This is a genomic window from Amycolatopsis rubida, assembly GCF_900115345.1.
GTDB lineage: Bacteria > Actinomycetota > Actinomycetes > Mycobacteriales > Pseudonocardiaceae > Amycolatopsis > Amycolatopsis rubida.
In genome coordinates, this window is sequence record NZ_FOWC01000002.1 from 1,105,705 (window position 1) to 1,125,538 (window position 19,834).

General features: G+C 69.0%; 18 protein-coding genes and 1 tRNA gene. 5 read left to right on the top strand and 14 right to left on the bottom strand.

What is annotated here, in order from left to right:
* Nucleotides 1–17: 17 nt before the first annotated feature.
* From BM362_RS14070 to BM362_RS14095, 6 genes are all read right to left on the bottom strand, one after another.
* Nucleotides 18–905 carry a serine hydrolase gene (locus BM362_RS14070; protein WP_067575723.1) on the bottom strand — a complete coding sequence of 296 codons (888 nt, stop codon included), beginning with the start codon at nt 903–905 and terminating at the stop codon, nt 18–20.
* Between the two features lie 186 nt (nt 906–1,091).
* On the bottom strand, nt 1,092–2,747 hold the full coding sequence (locus BM362_RS14075; RefSeq protein ID WP_093573357.1) for a PucR family transcriptional regulator: 1,656 nt from the start codon (nt 2,745–2,747) through the stop codon (nt 1,092–1,094).
* A gap of 77 nt (nt 2,748–2,824) precedes the next feature.
* The gene (menC, locus tag BM362_RS14080) at nt 2,825–3,931 is read right to left on the bottom strand and encodes an o-succinylbenzoate synthase (RefSeq protein WP_093573358.1); all 1,107 of its coding nucleotides are present in this window, start codon (nt 3,929–3,931) and stop codon (nt 2,825–2,827) included.
* A complete protein-coding gene (locus BM362_RS14085; protein WP_093573359.1) occupies nt 3,928–4,794 on the bottom strand; it encodes a GNAT family N-acetyltransferase in 867 nt (288 codons plus the stop codon). The genes menC and BM362_RS14085 overlap by 4 nt, the downstream gene beginning before the upstream one ends.
* Before the next feature lie 47 nt (nt 4,795–4,841).
* Nucleotides 4,842–5,999 carry a M20 family metallopeptidase gene (locus BM362_RS14090; RefSeq protein ID WP_244287141.1) on the bottom strand — a complete coding sequence of 386 codons (1,158 nt, stop codon included), beginning with the start codon at nt 5,997–5,999 and terminating at the stop codon, nt 4,842–4,844.
* Nucleotides 5,996–7,471, bottom strand: coding sequence for an amidohydrolase family protein (locus BM362_RS14095; RefSeq protein ID WP_093573360.1), 1,476 nt, complete (start codon nt 7,469–7,471; stop codon nt 5,996–5,998). The genes BM362_RS14090 and BM362_RS14095 overlap by 4 nt, the downstream gene beginning before the upstream one ends.
* A gap of 152 nt (nt 7,472–7,623) precedes the next feature.
* Here BM362_RS14095 and BM362_RS14100 point away from each other — a divergent pair, with 152 nt between their 5' ends.
* On the top strand, nt 7,624–8,007 hold the full coding sequence (locus BM362_RS14100; RefSeq protein WP_067575704.1) for a VOC family protein: 384 nt from the start codon (nt 7,624–7,626) through the stop codon (nt 8,005–8,007).
* Nucleotides 8,008–8,054: 47 nt separating this feature from the next.
* On the opposite strand, the gene BM362_RS14105 is transcribed toward BM362_RS14100, so the two are convergent.
* The 7 genes from BM362_RS14105 to BM362_RS14135 form a co-directional block, all read right to left on the bottom strand.
* Entirely contained in the window at nt 8,055–8,945 is an 891-nt protein-coding gene (locus BM362_RS14105) for an MBL fold metallo-hydrolase (protein ID WP_067575703.1), read from the bottom strand.
* Nucleotides 8,920–10,149: an MFS transporter gene (locus BM362_RS14110; RefSeq protein WP_067575702.1), complete on the bottom strand. Its 1,230-nt coding sequence runs from the start codon at nt 10,147–10,149 to the stop codon at nt 8,920–8,922. The genes BM362_RS14105 and BM362_RS14110 overlap by 26 nt, the downstream gene beginning before the upstream one ends.
* Nucleotides 10,146–11,402 carry a carboxylesterase family protein gene (locus tag BM362_RS14115; protein WP_093573361.1) on the bottom strand — a complete coding sequence of 419 codons (1,257 nt, stop codon included), beginning with the start codon at nt 11,400–11,402 and terminating at the stop codon, nt 10,146–10,148. The genes BM362_RS14110 and BM362_RS14115 overlap by 4 nt, the downstream gene beginning before the upstream one ends.
* A 113-nt stretch (nt 11,403–11,515) precedes the next feature.
* The gene (locus BM362_RS14120; protein ID WP_067575700.1) at nt 11,516–11,713 is read right to left on the bottom strand and encodes a hypothetical protein; all 198 of its coding nucleotides are present in this window, start codon (nt 11,711–11,713) and stop codon (nt 11,516–11,518) included.
* 6 nt (nt 11,714–11,719) lie between these two features.
* Nucleotides 11,720–12,262 (bottom strand): RNA polymerase sigma factor, encoded by a 543-nt coding sequence (locus BM362_RS14125; RefSeq protein WP_067575698.1) that lies wholly within the window; start codon nt 12,260–12,262, stop codon nt 11,720–11,722.
* Nucleotides 12,263–12,268: 6 nt separating this feature from the next.
* Nucleotides 12,269–12,463, bottom strand: coding sequence for a ferredoxin (locus tag BM362_RS14130; RefSeq protein ID WP_067575696.1), 195 nt, complete (start codon nt 12,461–12,463; stop codon nt 12,269–12,271).
* Nucleotides 12,457–13,866: a fatty acid desaturase gene (locus BM362_RS14135; RefSeq protein WP_093573362.1), complete on the bottom strand. Its 1,410-nt coding sequence runs from the start codon at nt 13,864–13,866 to the stop codon at nt 12,457–12,459. Before BM362_RS14135 ends, BM362_RS14130 begins: the two co-directional genes overlap by 7 nt.
* A gap of 127 nt (nt 13,867–13,993) precedes the next feature.
* Between BM362_RS14135 and BM362_RS14140 the strand changes: the two genes are divergently transcribed.
* The 4 genes from BM362_RS14140 (at nt 13,994) to BM362_RS50515 (ending at nt 19,437) form a co-directional block, all read left to right on the top strand.
* Complete coding sequence (locus BM362_RS14140) at nt 13,994–15,235, top strand: PucR family transcriptional regulator (RefSeq protein WP_244287142.1); 1,242 nt, start codon at nt 13,994–13,996, stop codon at nt 15,233–15,235.
* Between the two features lie 149 nt (nt 15,236–15,384).
* On the top strand, nt 15,385–16,344 hold the full coding sequence (locus tag BM362_RS14145; protein ID WP_093573364.1) for an FAD-dependent oxidoreductase: 960 nt from the start codon (nt 15,385–15,387) through the stop codon (nt 16,342–16,344).
* 17 nt (nt 16,345–16,361) lie between these two features.
* The gene (locus BM362_RS14150) at nt 16,362–18,062 is read left to right on the top strand and encodes a GMC oxidoreductase (protein ID WP_093573365.1); all 1,701 of its coding nucleotides are present in this window, start codon (nt 16,362–16,364) and stop codon (nt 18,060–18,062) included.
* Nucleotides 18,063–19,035: 973 nt separating this feature from the next.
* Nucleotides 19,036–19,437: an LppA family lipoprotein gene (locus tag BM362_RS50515; RefSeq protein ID WP_167545287.1), complete on the top strand. Its 402-nt coding sequence runs from the start codon at nt 19,036–19,038 to the stop codon at nt 19,435–19,437.
* A gap of 250 nt (nt 19,438–19,687) precedes the next feature.
* On the opposite strand, the gene BM362_RS14160 is transcribed toward BM362_RS50515, so the two are convergent.
* Nucleotides 19,688–19,761 (bottom strand) — tRNA-Leu (locus tag BM362_RS14160).
* Nucleotides 19,762–19,834 lie beyond the last annotated feature (73 nt).

Consider the following 19,834-nt stretch of genomic DNA (forward strand, 5'->3'; position numbering starts at 1 on the left):
TCCTCCGCTCCGACGAATCAGGCCGTGCGCAGCGACTCCACCGCCGTGGCCGCGGCGAAACCGATGAACGTGTCGCGCTCGGGCACCCGGGAGCGGGAATCCCCGGCGCGGGTGAACACGGCGACCGAGTACCGGCCGCCGTCCGGGTACTCGACCACGCCGACCTCGTTGCGCACGGCGGGCAACGTGCCGGTTTTGCCACTGGTGCGGACGCGATCGTCCGGGAACCCGGAACGCAGGCGATGCGGCCAGACCTGCAGTTCCATCCAGCGCCGGACGTCCGCGCACGCCTCCGGGGCGGCCGCCTCGTCGCGCCAGATCAGGCCCAGCAGCCGGGTCATTTCGGCGGCGGTGGTGCGGCAGGATTTCTCCGGTTGCAGCGCGCGCAATCCGGAAACCTGTTCGTAGGTGAGTTCGGCGAGCGCGCGTTCGTCGTCCTCGTAGGAGACGCCGAGGTCTTCGCCGATCGTGGCGAGCAGTTCGCCGCAGTCCTGCGGCACGACGGTTCGGGTGAATCCGAGCCGCCGCAACGTGTCATTTACCGCGGCTTTGCCGACCTCGGCGAGAATCAGGTCGGTGGCGACGTTGTCACTGATTCCGATCATCAGAATCGCCAAATCGTGCCAGGACATCTGGACTTCGTGGCGGAAGGTGGCGAGGCCGTACGGGCTCGGCGTCGGGTGTCCGGGTTTGACGGTGATGCGGGCACCGAGATCGAGCGCGCCTTCGGCGGCCTGGCGGGCCAGCTCCAGCGCGATCGGGACCTTGAACACCGAAGCGGGGACGACCGCGACGTCCTCGCCGATGCCGAGGCCGCGGGTGCCGTCGATCTCGGCGGCGTGCAGCCGGACCTCGACGCCGACCTCCTCGGCGCGGCGGACGATCGTTTCGGATGCGGTGGCCATGACCCTCCTGTCTACAGTGGACTATCCCGGCGGCAGGCGGGAATGCGTGGGGTGCGGGGCCGCCGGGTTCCCATGGTGGCGGGTGCGAGAGGGGCGGGGTTGGTGAGTTCGCAGGAAGGTTGCGGCGGGGGTTCCCGGTAAGGGAGGAGAGCGGCGGGCAATGCCGGCTCTAACCGGGATTGCCACTCACGATCGCTCCTCGGCCCGCTCCACGCGCGGCAGCAGGTGCAACTGGACCATCGCCGCGAACCGGTCCCCCGGATCGTCGAGGTCGATCCCGCCGACCTCGGCCAGCCTGCGCAACCGGTACCGGAACGTACTCGGATGCACATACGCCGCGGCCGAAGCCGCGCTGATGTCGCCGAACGAATCAAGCCAGCACCGCAACGTGTGCACCAACTGGGACTGATGCTTCCTGTCGTACTCCAGAAGCCGCGCGATCGGCCCGGTCGCGACATCGCCACGCGCCGTGGAAAGGTCGGCCAGTTCCAGCATCAACGCCTCGATGTGCGCGTCCTCCGCGGTGATCACCCGCTTCGAGCCGCCGTTGGTGAGCAACACGCGTAACGCACGGTCGGCCCCGTCGCGAGAGGCGCGCAGGCCGGATCCGTCCAGGGCCAGCGGGCCGATGCCGATCACCGCGGCCACCCGGCGGCCGGTGCGTTCCAGGAACGTCGACGCGACGCGCACCGAGCGTTCGCGGCAATCGCCGTGGTTCCCGGGCATCGGGACGATGCCGTACGCGACGTCGCCGACCAGCGCGACCGCCGACCGGGGTTGAACGGCGCTCAGGTGCATGGCGAACGCGTCGGCGACCCGCTGGCGTTCCGCGACCAGCCGGAGGTCGTCGTCGGGTGCCTCGATCAATCCCATGGCGAGCACGATCGTCGGCTGCCCCAGCAGCCCGAGGCGCGCGATGGCTTCCTGCGCGCCGGAACCGCCTTCGAGCGCGGTGCTGACCAGATCGGCGCGCAACCGGCGTTCGACGTCGGCCCCCGCGCGCAGCCGAAGCATATGCAGCGCCACGATTTTCGAGGCGTCGAGCAAAGCCGCAGTACGTTCTTCGCTTAGCTCTTTGTCCACAGCGGCCCAAATCGACCCGAGCACTTCGTCACCCGCCCGGACCGCGAGCGCGGCACGAATCATGACGATCTTCTTGTCGTAGCCGTGCCCCGGATAGACGTAAACCGGGCCCTGGTCGCGGTAGAGCCGCTCGAAAACGCCGTCCTGCTCCAGCTCCCGAGTGAACCGTTCGGGCACCTGACGGCCGAGGATCGTCTCGACGCGCGAGGGGTCGGCCTCGTCCTGACGGCCGGAGAACGCGAGCACGCGCGAGTTGCGGTCCTCGATGGTGACCGGAGCGTCGAGCAGCGCGGCGATGGCGTTGGCGAGCGCGAAAAGATCGCCGGAGGGCATCCCGCCGAGCGTCTGCGGAGAAACGTCGCCGACGTCGCCCTCGGAGAGCAACGTGCGGAGCATCGCGGCCAGCTGCGCCCACGACGCGCCGCTGGCGAGCCCGAGCAGCGCGACCCCGGAGGAAGTGGCCGCGCGCACGAGTTCCCTCGACACGGCGACCGGCGACCGCACGACCAGCGCGGTCGCCCCGCGCGCGGCGACGGCGTGCACCAGCTGCACGATCTCGTCGGATTCGCGGACCCCGACACCGAGGACCACCGCCTGCGCCGGGAACTCCGCGTCGTCGTGCGGATCGTGGATCACCACCCCGCCGAGCTGCCGCCGCGTGTCGCGGCCGACGGCGACCGGTTCGAGGAGCACGTCCCCGAGCGCTTCGAGGACGCGTCCCAGACTCGTGTGCGGCTTGCTCGGCACCGGTGTCAGCACCCCCCGAAGGTAGATCCGGCCTCGCGCGGACCGGCTGGTCCGATCCGACCAAATCTACCTCCGGAATTCGTAGCGGGCTACAAACCAATCCACACCTTTGCCGTGGTCACCTCGTCCAGCAGCTCCGGAATCGGTGCCACGCCGAGGCCCGGTCCGGTCGGCACCGGCAGGTGCCCGCCGGACAGCACGAAGGGCTCGGTGATGTCGGTCCGATAGAACCGGTCCGAGGCCGAGGTGTCGCCGGGCAGGGTGAAGTTCGGCAGCGAGGCCAGCGCGACGTTCGCCGCCCGGCCGAGGCCGGTCTCGATCATCCCGCCGCACCACACCGGGATCCCGTGGGCCGCGCACACGTCGTGCACCCGCCGTGCTTCCAGGTAACCGCCGACGCGGCCGGGTTTGATATTCACGATCTGGACCGCGCCCAGTTTGATCGCGTCCGCCGCCGCGCGCGCCGACACGATCGACTCGTCGAGGCAGATCGGCGTCTGGATCCGGCGAGCGAGTTCGGCGTGGCCGAGCACGTCCTCCTCCTCCAGCGGCTGCTCGATCAGCAGCAGGCCGAACGGGTCGAGGCGGGCCAGCTGCGGCGCGTCGCCGAGGGTGTAGGCGGTGTTCGCGTCGACCTGCAGCAGCACGTCGTCGCCGAAGCGTTCGCGCACCGCACGCACCGGCTCGACGTCCCAGCCGGGTTCGATCTTCAGCTTGATCCGCACGTAGCCCTCGTCGAGATACCCGCCCACGACGTCGAGCAGCTGCGGAATGGTGTCCATGATCCCGACGGAAACACCGCACGGCACGGAATCACGCACCGAGCCGAGTTCGGCGGCGAACGACCGCTCGTGCGCGCGCAGTTCGGCGTCGAGAACAGCCATCTCCAGCGCGCCCTTGGCCATCCGGTGGCCCTTGAACTTCGCCAGCAGCGGCGTCACCTTCGCCGCGGTGACGTCCTGCGCGGCCAGCAGCGCCGGAATCAAGTGGTGCCGCAGCACGTGTTCCGCGCCGTCGTTGTACTCCGACGAGTACAGCGGCCCGGCCATCGTCACGCATTCGCCCCAGCCCTCGCCGGCCGGCGTGACCGCGCGCAGCAGCAACAGCTCGCGGACGGACTGGGTGCCGAACGAAGTCCGGAACGGGGCGACGAGCGGCATCTGCACCCGGCGCAGTTCCACACCGCTGAGTTTCACTGCTCCTCCTTGGAGATCACGTAGAAGCCGGCTCGGTCGAAGCCGGTCACCCGGCCGCCCGCGGCCATCAGCCCGCCGAGCGATTCGCGCAGCGCGGCCCGCCACGCGTCCGCCTTGCCGGGATGGGTGGCGCGCAGGCCTTCGATGTCCGGCGGGACCGCGACGAGCACCACCGGCGCGTCCGCTTCGCCGGCGGCCGGACCGCCGTCCGCGGCTACTTCAAGGGCCACTGCCGCGCCCTGGTCGAGCAAAACCTTCGCGTCCGTGCGAATCGGCTCGCCGAACGCGGCGGCCCGCACGGTCGGACTGGCCAGGTCCCAGGACACCATCAGCCGGTCGGTGTCGCCCGAACCGTTGATGCCGTCCGCCATCGGCCCGTAGAAATCTGGCAGGTAACGCACCGGGAGCGCGCCGAGTTTGCCGAGGTTGAAATAGCCGTTGCGGCGCACCAGCGGATCGAAGGTCCATTTGATCGTCGAGACGTCCTGCGCCAGCGCCCAGCCGCGCTGATGCAATTTCAGCGCGTATCCGATTCCACGACCCGCGCCGGCCTTGGACACCCCGGCGATGTGACTGTGCAGACTGCCTTTTCCGGGATTTCCGAAAAAGCCGACACACGCACCGAGCAGTTCTCCGCCGGCGAACGCGCCTGCCACGTAATTCCCTGCCGACGACAGCGCGCGCAGCAGCTCCGTGGTCACCGGCCGGGTTCCCGGCGCGGACCGCCAGATCGTCTCGAACAGGACTCCGACCGCCGTCATTTCCGCGATCTCGGTGATTTCCCGGACTTCGGCCCCCGAGGCGCCGGCGGCCGCCCGGGCGAGCGCGACCGCCTCGTCCGCGACGGGTCTTTCCGTGTTCATCGCAAGATTCGTCACGGGATGATCCTTTCCCGGCTTCCCCCGGAGAGTCACCGTCGTGCTCGACCAGAATCGCCGTCCGGATTCGTCGGAACCGACGGACTTCCCTTGGTCAGCACGTTCTCCACCAGCGCGGCCAGCAACGCCGTCCGCCGCGGCAATTCCTCGACCAGGACATGTTCGTGATCGGCGTGCGCGCCGCCGCCGACCGCACCGAGACCGTCGAGCGTCGGTACGCCCAGGCCCGCGGTGTAGTTGCCGTCCGAAGCCCCGCCGACGGCGGCCTCGGTCAATTCCGGCAATCCCAGTTCCGCGGCCAATTCCTTCGCCAGCCCGAACAACGCGGCCGAGGAAACCGCGTCCAGCGGCGGCCGGTTGATCCCGCCGGTGACCCGGACCTGTGCGTCTTCCAGCACCGGTTGCAACGCGCGTACCTCGCGGTCGACGCGAAGCTGTTCTTCCTCGTCCCACACGCGCACGTCGACCTCAACCGCGGCTGCGGCAGGCACGGTATTCACCGTGGTACCAGCCGAAAGCACCGTCGGCACGACACTGGTCCCGCGCTCCGGACTGGCGAGCGCGGCGACCGCGAGCACCTGGTGCGCGATCTCGACCCCGGCGTTGATCCCCTTTTCCGGTTCGAGCCCGGCGTGCGAGGCGCGTCCGGTCACCTCGATCCGGTAGTGGGAAACGCCTTTGCGCCGGGTTTTGATCGCGCCGCCGTCCGCCGAAGCCTCCAGCACGAACGCCGCCGCGCAGCCCCGCGCCTCTTCCTCGATCAGCCCGCGCGACGACGGCGAACCCAGTTCCTCGTCCCCAGTGACCAAAATGGACAGTCCACTTCGGTCGGCCAGCGAAGCCGCGACATGCAGTGCCATTACGACGCCGGTCTTCATGTCGAAGCAGCCCGGACCGCGCAAGACACCGTCCTGCAAGGAAAACGGATGCGTCTCCAGCGATCCCATCGGCCAGACCGTGTCATGATGACCAAGCAGCAATACCCGCGGCGGACTGTCGCCGAACCGCCAGCGCAGATGTGTCCGTCCATCCAGGATAATCCGTTCCGGCTCCACGCCAAGCAACGCCTCGCCGACACCGGTCAGCACGTCCGCGCTGTGCGCCACCGCGGCAAGGTCGGCCGATGGGGATTCGCAACGCACCAAAGTTTCGATGTCGGCGAGCAAAGCGTCCACATTGAACTCGGTCATCGCGGCTCACCTCGCAGCGGCTGGCCGGGGAAGGCGTCGGTGAGCAACTGCCCGTCGCGCACCACCGCAGTGCCCGCGACGAACAGGTGCCGGACGCCGACCGCGGGCCGGGTCGCGTCGAAATACGTTGCGGCGTCGGTGATCGTGGCCGGATCGAGGACGACGATGTCCGCGTCGGCGCCGACGTTCAACCGGCCCTTGCTCCGCGCACCGGGCGCGACCTCGTCGAGTACCCGTGCCGGGAGGTAGGAGCAGCGCCGGAACGCCTCCAACCAGGTCCAAACCCCGGCCTCGCGCACCATCAGCCGCAGCGACTTCGAGAACGTCCCCGCCGTGCGCGGATGCGTCGCGCCACCGGGCGGCAGCGGCCACTCGGTGGATTCGTTGGCCCCGTTCTGCCAGTAGACCGGCATGGCGTCGCTTGCGACGATCGAGTCCGGGAAAGCCAGCGCCTGGTGCAGCAAAGCGCGGTCGACCGGGTCCTCCTCGTCGAGAAACTCCAGAATGCACGGCGCACCCGGCGTCTCGGCGCGAACCTGCAGCAACCGGCCCTCGTCCGCGATCCGCTCGCCGGTCTCCAGCAGGATCACCCGCGACGGGTTGAGGCCCTTCATCTTCAGCCGCTCCGGCGAGATGAAAGCCGCGCCGACCGCGGTGCTGCCCGCGCCGTAGGGATAGGCCTCGACCGTCACCCGCGACCCCGCGGAGCGGCCTGACTCCAGCGCGCCGAGCACGCGGTCGATGTGCCGTCCGGAAGTGCTGTTGACGTGGCAGTGGTGCATCGCCGCACCAGTCTCGGCCGCGACGATCGCGATCTCCTCCGACCCGTCGGCTGGCGTGCCCGGGTCGACCTCGACCAGCTCGCGGACGTGCGTGTACGTCGGTGCTTCGGCCTGTTTCGCCAGCTTCGCCAAGGCCAGGAACTCGGCCGGATCGCTGGCCGGCGCGTACCCGAGCAGCACCCCGACGCCGAGCGCGCCCGCCGCCAGCTCACCCTCCACCAGGGACAGCCAGGCGGCCAGCTCGGTCTTCGACGACGACCGCTGCCAGGCCGGATTGCCGAGCACGGAGAGCCCGGTGTTGATGTTCGCGTCCGGTTCGATGCCCGCGAGCACCTTCGCCCGCGCGGAACCCCACGAGGCCGAGAAGCCGTAGTGCAGCGGACGCCCCGCCGCGGCGGCCTCGGCGTAGGCCCGTTCGACCGGCATCAGCCCGGCCTCCAGGTCGAGCGCCGTGGTGACGCCGTCCATGGCTTGCAGCCGCTGTCCCGCGATCGTGTGCACGTGGCTGTGCAGATCGATGAACCCCGGTCCGACGATGTACCCGGCGACGTCGATCTCGACCTGGTCGTCCGCACTCGGCAGTCCCGGTCCGACCGCGATCACCTCGCCGTCGGATACCAGCACGTCAGCTGTGCCGTCGAAGCCCGTAGCCGGGTCGATGACGCGACCGCCACGCAGCAGTGTCCGCATGCTTGCCTCCTCGCCTCGCTGCTGGCGACCCTAGGAGGTTTGCCGGGCAGTACGTTCGTGCGCGCGGACGAATCCGGGGCGGCAGATCTATCCGCGCGCACAAACCGGAATTCGCTGGGCCCGGGGTGCGCGACGGCCCTAAGCTCGCGCCCATGGCCTGCCGGATCACCGAACTCGTCCTCGACTGCGCCGACCCGCAACGGATGGGTGATTTCTGGTGCGAAGTCCTCGGCTACGTCGAACTAGGCTGGGACGGCGACGACCTCGAAATCGGCCCGCCCGAAGCCGGTTTCGGCGGCCCGCAGCCGACGTTGATCCTCAGCCGCGGCACCGACCCGAAACCGGCGAAACTGCCGCTGCACCTGGACGTGAACCCGACCGACCGGGACCAGGACGCCGAACTGGAACGCCTGCTCGCGGCCGGGGCGCGGCCCGCCGACGTCGGGCAGACCGGGGAGGAGTCGTGGCAGGTGCTCGCGGACCCGGAGGGGAACGTGTTCTGCCTGCTCCGCCGCCGGGTCGATGCGGTGTCGTGAGTGTTCATTCCGGTGAGAACCGGTAGGAACACTCACGACCCCCAGCGCTATGCCAGCCACTCCCCGTACCGAAACGGCCCGGTCCGGAGCAGGTCGCTGGCGAACTCGAAGCCGTACCCGGTCCGGCCGCGCCGCACCCGGCCCGCCGAGGGCGCGGGGAAATGCGTCGGCAGCAAGACGGAGTCGCCCGCCTCCGCAAGAATGCGGCTCCGCACCTCCGCCGCCTGCTCCGGTGCGACGCAGTACCTCGTGCTCAGCTCCGGATGCCGGAGCTGCACCCCGTGGTGCATCGTGTCCCCGGCGAGCAGCACGCTCCCGGCGCTGCCGCGGACCCGCACGCACACGTTCCCTGGCGTATGCCCGGCTGCCGGAACAAGTTCCGCGTGCTTGCCCACCACCGCGTCCGGAGCAACGAAGCTCAGCTGTCCAGCCTGCTCGATCGGCAGGACGCTGTCGGCCAGGTAGTCGCCAGTCCGGCGCATCGCCGCCCCGCCGGCCGCGCTCGACCAGTACCGGAACTCCTCCTCGACCACGAAGTGCGGGACCTCCGGGAAGACCGGTTCCCGCTGCACAGTCACGGCACCAACGTGATCGGTGTGCAGGTGCGTGAACACGACAGCGTCAACCTCCCGCAGCCCGGTCGCGAGGAACTGCTGCATCCACCGGTCCGGCAGCTGGTCGAACTCCGCGCGCCGCCGGTCCTTCCCGGCCCCGACGCACGCGTCGACCACCAGCACCTCGTCCGCCGAACAGACGAGGAACGACTGGATGACGAAGACGAGTTTCCCCGCCGCCCGGTCGAACCACGGTTCCTGGGCGTACCAGCCGGCCAGGTCCGGTTCGAGTCCGGGGAAGAACTCCCCGGGCTCGATCAGCAGCCGGTCGTCCTCGATGAGGGGAACGACCGCGACGTCACCGAGATCGAACCAGTGCGCCATCGCGCTCCCTCCTCGCCTTCGGCCGCACCCGGCTCAACCCCACCGCGCAAGCGATGGCGACCAGCACTGGAACGGCGGTCGCCAGGACGATCGTCTGTGCCGACAACGCCAGCGCGAGCAAGAGACCCGCGACACCCGGCCCGACGATCGACCCGATCCGCCCCAGCGCCGCGGCCCAGCCGACGCCGGTGGTGCGAGTGTGTGCGGGATAGATCGAGACCGCGAGGGTCAACTGGCCGATCTGCCCGGCCGTGACCCCGAAACCGGCACCGGCCAGCAGCACGAACAGCAGGGTCTCGCCGACCGGCACGGTCGCGACGAGGACCATGCACACGGCCCCGATGGCGGGCATCAGGATCAGCGCCCGGGCGATTCCGATCCGCGCGGCCAGCGGGATGAGCACCAGGCCGCCCGCGATCCCGCCGAGGGTGAGGAACGCGAGTCCCAGCGGAGCCGTACCCGCAGCGAAACCGTATCCGGTGAGCAGCGTCGGCACCCAGGAGATCAGCACGTACGCGGTGATGAAGATGAGGAACGAGAACGCCCAGATGAGCGACGTCGGCAGGCGCAACCCCGGACCGAACAGCCTGCTCACCTTGGCCTCCTGCTTCGCGTTGCTCTCCACCGAGGGCTCGCGCGTGGGCAGCACCACGGCCATGACCGCGGCCAGCGCCAACGGAGCCAGCCCAGCGACGTAGAAAACCCCGGCGGACCCGACGCCGTGCAGCAGCTTCCCGCCGAAGAACCCGCCGAGGCTGCTCCCGGAAGCAAGCCCGAGGGTCACGGCCACGGAAACCAGCTCCCGACGACCCTCCGCGCTGTGTTTCGTCGCCAGCGCGACCCCGGCAGGCAGCACCAGTCCGAGGCCCAGCCCGGTGATCAGGCGGGTCGTGGCGAAGACCGGCATGGACTTCAGGTGCAGGATCGCGGCGGTCAGCACGGTCGCGCCCGCGAAGATCAGGACACCCGTGAGCACCACCGACCGAGCCTTCATGCGGGCACCGATGTAACCCGCGGCCAGATACCCCAGGACAACCCCGATGTTGGTCAGCACCAACGGCAGAGTGAAGGCGGCGGGAGCGGAACCCCATTCCTGCGACAGTGTCGGGATCGTGAACGACAGTGCGGCAGTGTCGAAGCCGTCCAGCAGGACAGCGAGGAAGCAGAGCAGGACAACTGGCCAGTGGATTCCGGGTTTGCTCATGGCGTGTTCTCCAGTGCGTGAGAAGGATTCCCGATCCGGACGCTGTCGCCGCCCCAGCCCGGCGAGCCCGAGCGGGCGAATCCGGTCCACCACAAGCGCATCTGGGCACCAAGGCGTTCGACGTCAGCCCAGCTTGTTTCGCCCAGCATCGGGCTCCCGCGCCAGGATTCCCGGGTGCCTAACAGGAACGGCAGTTCGAGACAGTGGATCGCGCCGTGGCCGCCGTGTTCCGGAGCCCAGTCGAACTCGTAGGAGTACGCGCCGTACTGCTGTGCCAGCTCACGCGCCGGGCGACCGAAAAGCGGCTCGGTCTGGTCAACGATCGCTTGCCGGATCCCGTCGTCCGGCAGCCCGATCGCGAACGCCGCGCACTCCCGTGTGGTGTATCCGATCATCAAGTCCGGCAACGGATCGGTCAGTCGCACATCCAGATCGACGATCCCGAAAGGCGGCCGGGTCGACGTCGGGTCCTTCGCGGCGTGCCATCGGAGAGTGCGCAACTGCGCGGCCAGCAGCTGGTCCACCGAAGCGGTGGCCGGATCTCCGCCGGCCGCGTCGACGAAATACCGGCCGAGTTCAAGGGCCGCATCACGTTTCTGGATAATCCCAGGGTCCGGAGAACTCTGGACGATCGCCCGCCGGATGAGCGGACGACTGTCCGGCTTGGACACCAAGGCGAGCGTCGAAAGCGCGCCCGCCGACTGCCCGAAGACGGTGACGTTGCCCGGGTCGCCGCCGAAGGCCGCGATGTTGTCCCGCACCCATTCGAGCGCGAGCACCTGGTCCGCCAGGCCGAGATTGCCCTCGCTGACGCCGTCGCAGACCAGGTAACCGAACGCCCCCAGCCGGTAGTTGACCGACACGACAACCACGTCGCCGTCCGCGGCGAGCCGTCCGCCGTCGTACCAGGCAAGTGTGCCGCCTCCGCTCAGGAAACCGCCGCCGTGCAGCCACACCAGCACCGGGCGTGCGCCGGTCAGCGCGGGCGTCACGACGGCAAGGTTGAGGCAGTCCTCGGACTGGGGCGGTTCATTCCGCGGCGGCCCCATCGCGGCTTCCAGGCGCGAACCGAGCTGCGGGCAGATCGGCCCGGGCAGCACCGCCTCGGAACGCGGCGTGGCCGGTCGCGGCGGCTGGAACCGCTCGGCGGCGCCGTATCGCACGCCACGGAACCGCAGCAGGCCGTCGTCGCTGTGAACGCCGGTGACCGGACCGGACGGCGGCTGGGCAGTGACAGGCTGGCATTCGGTCATCGCGGCTCTCCTTTGAGCGGGTCCGGCACCTTCGACCCGCAGTCAGGCTAAGAAAGTCCGGAATGCCTGACCAATGCTCTTTGCCGCCCGAGACATGCTTGCCCGGCTATACCTCACCGCGAAACGCGGCTCCCCGCCTCGGCCGGTTCCGCGCGCACCATCCGATGCGCGGGCTCGACCCGCTTGCCACCGCCGGAAAAGACGTCCGAAAGCTTCCCGATCAGCATTCCCAGCAGCGGAAGCCAGATCGGGCACAGCATCAGCACCAGCAATGGTCCCATGATCTTGAAAATCTCCAGGAATCCGTGCATCCCAGCTCACGCCTTCTCGGTCTCGGCCAGCAGCGTCGCGAGCGTGCGCACCGCACGGTGCTGCAGCGCCCGGATGCTGTTGGGGTTCTTGTTCATCGTTTCGGCGACCTCGGCGACGGACAGCCCGGCGAAAAACCGGAGCCGCAGGCACTCGCGCTGCGGTTCGCTGAGGCCGGTCAGGCACCGCCGCAGCGCCGCCGCCTCGATGCGGGCCAGTGCGAGCCGGTCGGCTCCGCCGCGGATGTCCGGACCGTCGTGGTCTTTCCCGTCGAGGAGTTCACGCCGGTAGCGGGCCGACTTGCGGTGGTCGCGCAGCAGGTTGTCGGCGATCGTGTACAGCCAGCCGGTGAACGAGCCGACGTCCGGGCGGAAGTCCGGCAGTTTCCGCCACGCGCGCAGGAACGCCTCGCTCGTCAGGTCTTCGGCGACCGTCGCCGTCGGCACCCGCATCCGCAGGTAGCGAAAGACCGGCGGCGCGTGTTCCTGGTAGATGACGGCGAACGCGGCCTGGTCGCCAGACCGCGCCCGCCCCAGCAGCTCCGTCTCCACCTGGCCTCAATCCTGCAGCCGCAACGCCGCGACCGGGCACGCGCGCACCGCCGCGTCGACGAACTGCCGATCCGCCTCGGGCGGAGTCTCGTCGAGGACCTGCACCACTCCGTCGTCCCCGACCTCGAAGAACTGGTCGGCCATCGCCTCGCACATCCCGAGGCCCTCGCATTTGCCGTGCTCCGCGACGATCTTCAACACGCCGCCTCCCGCACCACGGGCACGAAGTCGACCTTGTCGCGCACACCGCAATCGGGGCACGTCCAGTCGTCCGGGATCTCCGACCACGCGGTCCCGGCGGCGAAGCCCTCCAGTTCGTTGCCCTCCGCGACGCGGTAGACGTAACCGCAGCCAGGGCAGCGCGCCGCGTCCACGTCGTCGGCTAGTTTCGTCCGGGTGTCCTCGGCGGGTTCGTCTGCGGCAGCGACGACGACCGGGTACTTCTTCAACAGCGACGGGAGTTTGCCCGGCTGCACGTTCGCCTGCCGGAGGTCGCCGTCGAAATGCCGGTAGACCCGCGGATCCATCACCTTGCGGAACCACGCCGGGACCAGCGCGACGACCATCATCCCGGTGTAGCCGGTCGGCAGAACCGGGCTTTCCTTGAAGTCACGCAAGGTCTGGAACCGGCGCGTCGGGTTCGCGTGGTGATCGCTGTGCCGTTGCAGGTGGTACAGCAGCACATTCGTCGCGACATTGTTGGAGTTCCAGGAATGCGCCGGAGTAACCCGCTCGTACCGGATCTTGGCACCATTGGTGACCTGCTTGCGCAGCATCCCGTAGTGCTCCATGTAATTCACGATTTCCAGCAGCGAGAACCCGAACACCGCCTGAATCACCAGATACGGCAGGATCCCGACGCCCAGCCAGGCGATCAGCACACCCCACAGCACCACGCTCATCAGCCACGCGTTGAGCACGTCATTGCCGAGGTGGAACGGGTGACTCTGCTTGCGGGCATAGCGTTTCCGCTCGACGCCCCAGGCGCTGCGCAGCGAACCGAAGACCGTGCGCGGCCAGAACCGGTAGAAGCTCTCGCCCAACCGGCTCGATGCCGGGTCCTCCGGAGTCGCGACGCGGACGTGGTGCCCGCGATTGTGCTCGATGTAGAAATGGCCGTAGAAACACTGCGCCAGCGCGATTTTCGCGGCCCAGCGCTCGGTGCTTTCCCGTTTGTGGCCGAGTTCGTGCGCGGTGTTGATCCCGATGCCCGCGACCGTGCCCAGTGTGATCGCGAGGCCGATTTTGCCGCCGACGGACAGATCGCCGCGGGCGAGCATCCACGCGCCCGCCACGAAACCGGCGTATTGCAGCGGCAGGAACAGGTAGGTGATCCAGCGGTAGTAGCGGTCCTCCTCCAGCGCCTCCATCACCTCGTCCGGCGGATTGGTGTGGTCGTAGCCCGCGACGAGGTCGATCAGCGGCACGAGGACGAGCACGACGAGCGGTCCGAGCCACAGCACGGCGTCGGATCCGGTCGCGGCGTGCAGCCCGATCGCGGCGAAGGGCAGCAGCGGCACGACCAGCCCGAGCAGCCACAGGTGCCGCTTCCGGTCGTGCCAGGCGGTCTCGCCGTTCGCTCCGGCGAGGCGGTACTTCTTCATAGCGGCCTCCACGCGGTCTGTCGTTTTCCTGAAGGTAGGAATTCGCGGGCGGCGGGACACTGTGCGCGAAACCGAAACGCTCGGCTGCGTTGGGTCTCGGGCACGAACCGGGCGTACGGTGCTGCCTGTGACGTCGACGACTGCCGCCACGCTGGCCAAGGTCGCGGACTCGGTCCTGGCCGAGCTCGCGCTGCTCTGCGCGCGGATCGTGGAGGAGATCTCCGCCGAACTGCCCGCGCTCGCACCCGACGCGCAGGCCGCGGAACTGCTGGACAGCACAGTCCGGGAGAACCTGGTCGCCGCGCTGGGCGTGCTGGGCGGCGCGACCGAGCCGGTGGACGTCGGGGCACCGCCGGTCGCGCTGGAGTTCGCGCGACGGCTGGCCCAGCGGCGGGTGCCGATCACCGCGATGCTGCGCGCGTATCGTCTCGGCCAGGCGGCCTTCCAGCAGGAGATGATCGCGCGAATCGCCGCCGAGCAGGTGGAGGCCGCGGACGTCGCGGTCGCCGCCACCGAGCTGTCGCAGGTCGCCTTCACCTACATCGACAAGATCTCCGAAGAGGTCGTCGAGGCCTACCAGCTGGAACGCGACACCTGGCTGCGCCACCGCAACGCGGCCCGGCTCGCGAAGGTGCAGGCCGCGCTGTCCGGCAAGCCCGTCGACACCGCCGACGTCGAGAAAACCCTCGGCTACGCGCTGTCGGAACGGCACATCGGCGCGGTGCTGTGGTGCGGCCCTGAACTGGACGAAAGCGCTCGGCTGACCACCCTGGAACGGCACGCGGCGCTGCTCGCGAACGCGCTCGGCACCACTCCGCTGGTCGTGGCCCCGGACGCCTCGACCGTGTGGGCCTGGTTCCCAGCCTCGACGCTCGATCTCGACGCGGTGTCCGCCGCGCTCGCCGGCTCACCCGATCCGGTGCGCGTCGCGTTGGGCGACCCGGCGAGCGGCCTCGCCGGGTTCCGCACCACCCACCAGCAGGCCCGGCAGGCCGAGGCCGTGGCGCAGATGACCGAGCGGACGCAACCGCGGCCGGTCACCGCGGCGGCGCAGCTCGGACCTTTGGCGCTGGTCGCGGCGGATCCGTCGGCGGTCGCGGGCTGGGTCCAGTCGGTGCTCGGCGCGCTGGCCGACGACGACGAGGGGCACCACCGGATGCGCGAGACGGTCTGGGCGTACCTGTCCAGCGGGAGCAGCCTGATGGTCGCCGCGCAGGAGCTCCACCTGCACAAGAACACCATCCAGTACCGGCTCCGCAAGGCCGAGCAGGAACGCGGCCGTCCGCTGTCGGAGGGACGGATCGACGTCGAGGTCGCGCTGCTGGCGTGCCGGCTGCTCGGTCCGGCGGTGCTCCGGCCGGTCGACTGATTTGTGCCGCGGGACCAGTCGGGTCCCGACCTCCCGGTCCGCAGACCGATGCCCGCGCCCGACCTCGGCGAGAAGACTTCGGGGAACGTCGCCGGGCGGTGCCCATCCTCTCTGTCCGGCGGCGTCCCCAGATCCCGGAGGGCGAGGACATGCGCGAGGCAGGACTGGTAGTCGTCGGCGCGGCGCTGGCCGGACTGCGCGCCGCCACCGCCGCGCGCCGGACCGGATACGACGGCCCGGTCACGCTCGTCGGCGCCGAGCCGCATCTGCCCTATGACCGGCCGCCGCTGTCGAAGGCGTTCCTGGCCGATCCGGACTACGCGCCGCCTACGCTGACCGACACTGGCGCTCTTTCGTCGCTGATCATCGCCACCGGCTCCGCCCCCGTATCCTTACCGTTCGGCGGACACACCCTCCGCACCCTGGACGACGCCCGAGCGATCCGCGACCGCATCCCCACGGCCGAGCGAGCCATCATCATCGGCGGCGGCTTCATCGGCGCGGAAATCGCTTCCGCACTCGCGGGCCTTCATCGCCGCAATGATGTCGACCTCCGTTGTGGCACAACAGTTCAGGCTGTTGATTCAACCAAAGTCAGGTTGTCCGATGGCAGCGTCCTCGATGCCGACCTCGTGATCGTCGGCATCGGCGCGCGCCCAGCCCTCGACTGGCTCGCCGGCAGCGGCCTCACGCTGGAAGACGGTGTGCTCTGTGCCGCACCAGGCATCTGCGCCGCCGAAGACGCGGCACGCTGGCACAACCCGCTGTTCGATGCCACGATGCGACTGGGAAACTGGACCTCCGCCACCGCGCAGGCCGAAGCCGCGGCGCGCAACGCGGTCGGTCCGGTCGCGAGTCCATTCTCGACAGTGCCGTACTTCTGGTCCGACTGGTACGGCAACCGGATCCAGCTGGTCGGCGTCGTGACCGACGACGTCACCCTGCTCGGCTGCCCCGGCGACGAATCCTGGCTCGCCCTCTACCGCGCGGGCGACCGGCTGGCCGGCGCGCTGGCACTGAACCAGCCGGGACGGATCATGAAGTACCGCAACCAGATCACGCGTCACGCCGCCTGGCAGGACGCACTCAAGCTCGCCACCGCGTGCTGACGCCTGCGAGGACAACGATGAACGACACCACCACCCGCGAAGAGACCGACGTCCTCGTGATCGGCTCCGGTTTCGGCGGTTCCGTGAGCGCACTCCGGCTGTCCGAAAAGGGCTACCGCGTCACCGTGCTGGAAGCCGGACCCCGTCGTACCGAGGACACACTGCCCAAAACCTCTTGGGACGTCCGGAATTTCCTGTGGGCACCACGGCTTGGCTGCTACGGAATCCAGCGCATCCACCTGCTCCGCGACGTCGTCATCCTCGGCGGCGCGGGCGTGGGCGGCGGTTCCCTCAACTACGCCAACACCCTCTACGAACCGCCCGCGCCGTTTTTCGAAGACCCGCAGTGGGCGCACGTCACCGACTGGCAAACCGAACTGAAACCGCACTACGACCAGGCCCGCCGGATGCTCGGCGTCACCCAGAACCCCACTGTCACCAAAGCTGACGAGGTGCTGCACGAGGTCGCCGAAGACCTGGGCGTCGGCTCCTCCTTCCGGCTCACCCCCGTCGGTGTTTTCTTCGGCGACCAGGACACTCCCGCCGGAACCGTCGTGCCAGACCCGTTCTTCGGCGGTGCCGGACCAGCCCGCCGAACCTGCACCGAATGCGGATCCTGCATGACCGGCTGCCGCGTCGGCGCCAAAAACACGCTGGACCGCAATTACCTCTACCTGGCCGAACAACGCGGCGCGAACGTCATCCCGATGACCACAGTGCTCGACGTGCGCCCAGCGGACGACGGCTACCTCGTCACCGCGGTCCGCACTGGAAAGTCGCCTCGCCGCCGCAAAAACCTGCGCACCTTTTTCGCTCGCGACGTCATCTTCAGCGCAGGCACCTACAACACGCAAAAACTGCTCCACCAAGCCCGCGAAACCGGCGCACTGCCCCGGATTTCCGCCAGCCTAGGCCGATTGACCCGGACGAACTCGGAATCCATCCTCGGCGCGAAATCGAAACGCAAGGACGTCGACTTCACCCACGGCGTCGCGATCACCTCGTCCATCCACCCGGACGCGCACACGCACCTCGAACCGTGCCGCTACGGCAAGGGCAGCAATGCGATGTCGCTGCTGCAAACCGCGCTCACCGACGGCGGCAAGCCCGTCCCGCGCTGGCTGACCTGGCTCGGCGCATTCGCCAGGAACCCGCGCAACCTCACCTGGTTCTCGCCGCGCCGCTGGTCCGAACGCACCATCATCCTGCTGGTGATGCAAACCCTCGACAATTCCATCACGGTTTCGAGCAAACGCACCCGAACCGGACGCCGCAAACTGACGTCCTCCCCCGGCCACGGCGAACCGAACCCCACCTGGATCCCCGCCGGAAACGACGCCGCCCGCCGCGTCGCGGAGAAAATCGACGGCATCGCCGGCGGCACCACCGGCGAGATCCTGAACATCCCGATGACCGCCCACTTTATCGGCGGCTGCGCCATTTCCGACGATCCGGCCAATGGTGTCCTGGACCCCTACCACCGCGTCCACGGCCACCCCGGCCTGCACGTCGTCGACGGCTCGGCGATCTCCGCGAACCTGGGCGTCAACCCGTCCCTGACGATCACCGCGCAAGCCGAACGCGCGATGGCCCTCTGGCCCAACCACGGCGAAGAGGACCGGCGTCCCCCGCTGGGCGCACCGTACGAACGCGTCGACCCGGTGCCGCCGCGGAATCCCGCGGTCCCGGCCGGTGCTCACGGCGCACTCATTCCCTGATCGCACGGAGAGAACCGCCGCGTCCTCCTGCCGGATTCCAGTACGCGCCAGGAAGCATTTCCAACGCGGTGGCGGACGCAGACGATTCTTGCTTTGGAACAGGGGAAGATCAGCACTTGCGCGGGCCTCGTCCCCAGCGCCCCCTGGCTCCGACCCGCACCAAGGTCCGGCACAGCAGACTCACCACCGAGATCGCACCTCCAAGCCACGCCAGCCCTCGTCCCCCACAACCCCGTGCAGTGAGGCCGCTGCGATTCAGGAACCGTCGCCGCGATCTCGTTCCACCCGGCCCTGGATCTGCCGCTGCTCAACCCGCCTGCGGCACGGTCCTTGACCCGGTTCCCGATCGCACCGTTCTGCGCGGGTGTGAACCCGGGCAATGTTGTACTGCCGCCGAACGAGAACTGCGGGTATGGCGTGCAATCTGCCACCTCACAGGTTTCGATGCGCAACTGCAAGGGGTGCATTTCGTCGCGCTTCTCGCGGGACGAATGACCCGCGACGCTGTCGACCGATGGGCCGGCCGCTGGCTGACCGACGAGAGTCTCTCGTGGGAGGCACTGGACTGGTGGGCCTTGGATCTTGTTCATGGAATCGACCTGCGCCATCGCCCTGGCGGCGCTGCGAAGCGGGCACCGTTCTTTCGCCGGGTCCACCGTTTTACGTGCTCAAGAACGAGCAGCGATCCGGTCGCCACCTCCGGCGGGTTCGGACCCGGCCCAGATGCCCGGCGTCCACCGCATGTCCACCGACCGCTCATTCCCGGCGGACGACCCACCGCTCCGGGCACTCCAGCGTGGAGGGGCACCTGCGGCCCGGCACAACATCGCCGCCGTTGTCGCCACCCCTAACCGCACCCTCCTGGAATACCAGCTGCCCGGAGGACGGTAAAACCCTCTTACACCCCTGCACCGACCGCCGCCCGCCTCACGGCACTGGCCCTCGCGCTCGCCATGGCCGGCGGCGGGCAGAAATGCCCCGACATCGATCAGGCTCAAGCTACCTACCCCGTGAGCGGCCCACCGCCGAATTCGGCCGCACTTGGGAACAAGGAGGCGAACTCAGCGGAGAAACCTGCGGCAACGACTACCCCGGTCTCGACGCCGACGGTCGCGAGCTGCGCCCTGCCTCCCACTGGGATTCGCCCGGCAACCTGCCCGACAGCGACTGGCCCCGCGCCCAGGCTCTGGCCGACCAGCTTGCCGCAGGTTACGGCTTCAACCCCACGCCCAAGGTCCTTCACCAACCAACCTGGCAGCCACGCCGTGGCCCGCACTTCGGCACCGGCAAATACACCACTTTACGAGCGGAGACCGGGTGCCGCCTGACGGCCGAAGCGCACCACCACGGCGGTCCCAAACCTGACCAGGCGTGAGCCGAACCCACCGCCGGTTTTCCCAAGTCACAAGAGCAGGACACCACCCGCTTTTGTCAAACAGTGCCGGCAAGCCGCGTCTTCACCGCAACGAATACCGTTGACCGGAACGGTGCCGGTCTCGCGGTGGCGCAGGTCAGCAGGCGTATTGCCAAGCCAGGCTGTGCCGCGGCTCTTACGGAGAAGGTCACTCAGCGACTACTCCGATGCCCATCCCCAGAGGGACGTCGAGGCACCTCGGCGATAACGGTGCCCCCGACGGGGTTCGAACCCGCACTGGGTCGATTTTAAGTCGACTGCCTCTGCCGATTGGGCTACGGGGGCCCACCCACCCTAGCGAACCCACCGCCGGACACGGCAAAGCCGGGCCGCCCCAAGGCGACCCGGCTTGACCAAA

Excerpts from the sequence above, each read along its gene's own strand:
- BM362_RS14095 (WP_093573360.1), bottom strand. The coding sequence starts at position 7,471 with ATGCGGACACTGCTGCGTGGCGGTCGCGTCATCGACCCGGCTACGGGC.
- BM362_RS50515 (WP_167545287.1), top strand. The coding sequence starts at position 19,036 with ATGCCCCGACATCGATCAGGCTCAAGCTACCTACCCCGTGAGCGGCCC.
- BM362_RS14085 (WP_093573359.1), bottom strand. The coding sequence starts at position 4,794 with ATGAACACGGAAAGACCCGTCGCGGACGAGGCGGTCGCGCTCGCCCGG.
- BM362_RS14105 (WP_067575703.1), bottom strand. The coding sequence starts at position 8,945 with ATGGCGCACTGGTTCGATCTCGGTGACGTCGCGGTCGTTCCCCTCATC.
- BM362_RS14135 (WP_093573362.1), bottom strand. The coding sequence starts at position 13,866 with ATGAAGAAGTACCGCCTCGCCGGAGCGAACGGCGAGACCGCCTGGCAC.
- BM362_RS14150 (WP_093573365.1), top strand. The coding sequence starts at position 16,362 with ATGAACGACACCACCACCCGCGAAGAGACCGACGTCCTCGTGATCGGC.
- BM362_RS14100 (WP_067575704.1), top strand. The coding sequence starts at position 7,624 with ATGGCCTGCCGGATCACCGAACTCGTCCTCGACTGCGCCGACCCGCAA.
- BM362_RS14070 (WP_067575723.1), bottom strand. The coding sequence starts at position 905 with ATGGCCACCGCATCCGAAACGATCGTCCGCCGCGCCGAGGAGGTCGGC.
- BM362_RS14090 (WP_244287141.1), bottom strand. The coding sequence starts at position 5,999 with ATGACCGAGTTCAATGTGGACGCTTTGCTCGCCGACATCGAAACTTTG.
- BM362_RS14110 (WP_067575702.1), bottom strand. The coding sequence starts at position 10,149 with ATGAGCAAACCCGGAATCCACTGGCCAGTTGTCCTGCTCTGCTTCCTC.
- BM362_RS14145 (WP_093573364.1), top strand. The coding sequence starts at position 15,385 with ATGCGCGAGGCAGGACTGGTAGTCGTCGGCGCGGCGCTGGCCGGACTG.
- BM362_RS14115 (WP_093573361.1), bottom strand. The coding sequence starts at position 11,402 with ATGACCGAATGCCAGCCTGTCACTGCCCAGCCGCCGTCCGGTCCGGTC.
- BM362_RS14120 (WP_067575700.1), bottom strand. The coding sequence starts at position 11,713 with ATGCACGGATTCCTGGAGATTTTCAAGATCATGGGACCATTGCTGGTG.